General features: G+C 69.8%; 2 protein-coding genes and 1 pseudogene. All 3 read left to right on the top strand.

The window, feature by feature from the left end; translation table 11 throughout:
• The first annotated feature begins 38 nt into the window (after positions 1 to 38).
• Positions 39 to 2126 (top strand): transglycosylase domain-containing protein, encoded by a 2088-nt coding sequence (locus tag FNH08_RS45720; RefSeq protein ID WP_322726509.1) that lies wholly within the window; start codon positions 39 to 41, stop codon positions 2124 to 2126.
• Between the two features lie 69 nt (positions 2127 to 2195).
• Entirely contained in the window at positions 2196 to 3551 is a 1356-nt protein-coding gene (locus tag FNH08_RS45715) for a polysaccharide deacetylase family protein (protein ID WP_322726508.1), read from the top strand.
• A 93-nt stretch (positions 3552 to 3644) separates the two neighbouring features.
• Positions 3645 to 4285: pseudogene (locus FNH08_RS45710) on the top strand (amidase domain-containing protein); the annotation flags it as partial.

Raw genomic sequence — 4285 nt, 5'->3', positions numbered from 1 at the left:
GGGCTGACGGGGAGTACTCGGAGGCCGGGGCGGGGTGGATCCACCGGGAGGTCGGCTCGGGTGACGCACAAACCGGGCGAACCGCGCCTCAGGAGGTCGCACAAAGGACCGGATCCAGCCATCGCGGAAGTCGCCGCAGACCGGCGCCTCCGTCGGCCGTCGCACGCCTCGGCGAGCGCTGGGCGCCGGTCGCCCGCCGGCTCCGTCCGAGCTACCCGCGGCCGGGCCGCACCGGCTGGCGCCGCTGGGTGCCCTCCTGGCGCCAGTCGCTGGGCGCCGCGCTGGTGTCCGCCGGGCTCGGGGGCGCGCTGCTGACCGCCGCCTACGCCGCCACGGACATCCCCGCGGACCTGAACACCTTCGCCACGCAGCAGGACAACGTCTACTTCTGGTCCGACGGCACCCCCATGGCCCGTACGGGCTGGGTGCGGCGCCAGGCCATGCCGCTGAAGGACATACCCGAGGACGTGCGCTGGACGGTGCTGGCCGCCGAGAACGCGAGCTTCTACTCCGACCCGGGCATCTCCGTCGGTGGACTGACCCGCGCCGTGTGGCGCACCGTCGGCGAGGGGGACACCCAGGGCGGCTCCACCATCACCCAGCAGTACGTCAAGAACGTGTACCTGTCCCAGGACCGTTCGGTGGGCCGCAAGCTCACCGAGGCGATGATCGCCCTCAAGCTCGACAACCGGATGAGCAAGGACAAGATCCTCGAGGGCTACCTCAACACCAGCTGGTTCGGCCGCGGTACGTACGGCATCCAGCGGGCCGCGCAGGCGTACTACGGCAAGGACGTCGGCGAACTCAACGTCAGCGAGGCCGCGTTCCTCGCCTCCCTCCTCAAGGGCGCGGGCCTCTACGACCCGTCCCTGAGCAAGGCCAACCAGGCGCGGGCCGAGGAGCGCTGGGACTGGATCCTGGACCGGATGGTCGACATCGGCAAGCTGACGAAGACCGAGCGCGCCAAGTACACCAAGTTCCCGCAGCCGTTGGACCAGTCCCAGGCGTACGACACCGGCCGGCAGAGCGACTACCTGGTCGAACTGGCCTCCCAGTACGCCAAGAAGGCCGCGCGCATCTCCGACCAGGACTTCGACATGGGCGGCTACCAGATCTACACGACCTTCGACCGCAAGCGGGAGACGGCCCTGACCAAGGCCGTGACCAAGGCCCGTAAGAAGGCGCTGAAGGACTCCCCGGACAAGGCGAAGGCGGCCCACTACGGAGCCGCGTCGGTGGCCGCCGACGGCCGGATCCTCGCCGTCCATGGCGGACCCGACCACCGCGAGCAGGGCTTCAACGAGTCCAACGCCACCACCGTCCCGGCCGGTTCGGCCTTCCTGCCGCTCGTGTACGCGGCGGGCCTGGAACACGGGGTGTACAAGGAGCGCGGGACCGCGAGGACACGTGTCACTCCGGAGTCCCTCTACAACGGCAACGACGGCGTACCCGTCACAACGCCCGAGGGCCCCTACTGGGACCGCAGCGGCAAGAAGGTCGCCGCCCGCAACGAAGGCGGGAAGTCCTTCGGGAACATCACCCTGCGCACGGCGCTCGCCCAGTCCGTGAACACGCCCTTCATGCAGCTCGGCATGGACACGGGCCTGGACAAGGTGCGCGAGACCGCAGAGGCGATCGGGCTGCTGCCCGCGAGCATGGGGCCGCAGACGCCCGCGCTGTCCCTGGGCAACTCGACGCCCAGCGCGATCCGCATGGCGAGTTCGTACGCCACGTTCGCCTCCGGCGGGACGCACACCGAGCCGTACTCCGTGCGCAAGGTCACCCACAACGGCTCCCGGGTCGCGCTGAACGTGCCCAAGCCGCGCCGTGCGGTCGGCGCCGAGGTGGCCCGCCAGGTCACCGACGCGCTCACCGACTCCTTCCGGAGCGCGCACCCCACCGCGGCCCCCGCCACGGCGGAGGTCGCCGGGAAGACCGGCACGACCGAGGACGACAAGGCGGCCTGGTACGTCGGCACCAACCGCAAGGTGTCGACCGCGGTCGTCGTCTACCGCATGGACCTGACCAAGAGTCTCGAACCACTGCCGCTCAAGGGCATCGCCGGCGCTTCGGGCGCCGACGTCCCGTACGGCATCTGGTCGAGCGCCATGAGCCCGCTCGGCTGACCTCCGACGGCTCATACGCACCACCGCACCACCGCACCACCTACACCCCCCTCGCAGATTGAGCACCGCATGAAGTCGAAGCCGCGTAACCACGCGCAGCAGCAGTCGAGTGCGCAGTCGTCATCCGGCCGTGGCCGTTCGCGTGGCCGCCGCGGTCGCCGCCGGGCCCGCCCGCAGCAGGGCCCCCGCCCCGGCTTCCTGGCCATGGCGGTCCTCCTCGTCGTCGCCTTCGTCACCGCGGCCTTCCTGGGCCTGAACCGCGCGGCCGGCACCGCGCCGACCGCCTCCGCCGACAAGCAGGACGGGACCGGAGACAAGGCGCCCTCGGACGGAGCGACCGCGGAACCCGAATGGGACGGCAAGACCAAGCTGATCGGGGACGGCTCCACGTCGTACACCGGCCCGCCGAAGGGGCAGTTGAAGCCGGAGCCGCTCAAGCCGGGTGAGAAGCCTCCCCAGTTCGTCGTCTTCTCCTGGGACGGCGCGCTGCAGGGCGACGACCAACTGTTCTCGCACTACCGGGAGCTGGCCAAGAAGTACGACGCCCACATGACGTTCTTCCTCACCGGGATCTACCTGCTGCCGAAGGACAAGAAGACGCTCTACGACGCGCCGCAGCACAAGAAGGGCTCCGCGGCGATCAGTTACCCCACCGACGAACACATCCGCACCACGGTGGAGCAGCTCGGCAAGGCGTGGCAGGACGGCAACGAGATCGGCTCCCACTTCAACGGTCACTTCTGCGGCGACAAGGGCGGCAAGGACTGGAGCGTCGAGGAGTGGAGGACCGAGATCGACGAGTTCAACTCCTTCGTGAAGAACTGGAAGACCAACACCGGCGACAAGGACCTGCCCGCGCTGCCCTTCGACGTCGACAAGGAGGTTGTCGGCGGGCGCGCGCCCTGTCTGGAGGGCCAGAAGAACCTCCTGGAGGCCGTCAAGGACTACGGCTACCGCTACGACGCCAGCTCGGCCGGCGACTTCCAGATATGGCCGAGCAAGAAGAACGGCATCTGGGACTTCCCGCTGCAGATGCTCCCGTACGAGGGGGGCGAGTACCAGGGCCTCTCCATGGACTTCAACTTCCTCTACAACCAGTCCGAGGGCTCGACCGAGGGCGACCCGGCCCAGTACCCCCGCTGGGAGGAGGAGACCGTCGACACCTACATGGCGGGCTTCGACCGGGTGTACTACGGCAGCCGCGCGCCGCTGTTCATCGGCAATCACTTCGAGGACTGGAACGGCGGCATCTACATGCGGGCCGTCGACCGGATCATCGAGAACGTGTGCACCAAGAAGGACGTGAAGTGCGTGTCCTTCCGCGAGCTGGCCGACTGGCTCGACGTGCAGAAACCCGAGACCCTGCAGCGGCTGCGCACCCTGGACCCCGCACAGTCACCGGAGTGGTCGACGGTCGTGAAGTAATTCGTGCGACCCCTGGTGTGGAGGTGTTGAGGAGGACATGTAAAGATTCCGTCCCCGGGCATCGACCACCCCCGGGGTCAAGGAGAAATCCCAGTGAAAACAAGGACGTTCAGCCGCCGCTGCTCGGCCCTGGCGGCGGTGACCCTCTCCACCGCCCTGCTCCCCCTGTCCGCCGCGCACGCGGCCGACGCGCCGGCCTCCCAGGCCCCCCGCGTCACCAGCGCGACCACCGGCACCTTCGGCCGTATGGCGGACGCCGTGCTCACCGACCGCACGGCCGCCCTGCTCGACCGGGGCCAGGCCCCCCGCGCGGCCCTGAAGGCGACCGGCGGCGCGAGCCTGTCCGCCGCCCTCACCCGCACGGAGGGGACCGCGCTCACCACCCTGCGCGACACGCGGTCCCGCCTCGCCGCGCTGGGCGAGGCCTACACCGCCGCCGACACCGACGTCACCGTGAACAGCACCAAGGTGAGCGGGAAGCGGGCCACGGTCAAGGTCACCGAGACCACGACCCTGACGTACAAGAAGATCCGCGGCGACGAGCCCGCCACGACCGGCTTCCGGGCGCACCACGAACTCACCTTCACCGCCCGCCCGGACGGCACCTGGCAGCTGTCGGGCATACGCTCGACGGACAAGGGCCCCCGGCGGATCAACGAGCCCGCCGCGACCACCGGACAGGGCCGGCCCACCATCACGCCGTTCGCGGTCATCTCCGCCCCCAAGGCCGCCAC

This window comes from Streptomyces spongiae (assembly GCF_009377185.1).
Lineage (GTDB): Bacteria > Actinomycetota > Actinomycetes > Streptomycetales > Streptomycetaceae > Streptomyces > Streptomyces spongiae.
Note: the sequence above shows the minus strand (reverse complement) of the source record. Positions and strands in the feature narration are given on the sequence as shown.

What these genes read in the sequence shown, in the direction of transcription:
- FNH08_RS45715 (WP_322726508.1), top strand. Translation starts at nt 2,196, where the DNA reads ATGAAGTCGAAGCCGCGTAACCACGCGCAGCAGCAGTCGAGTGCGCAG.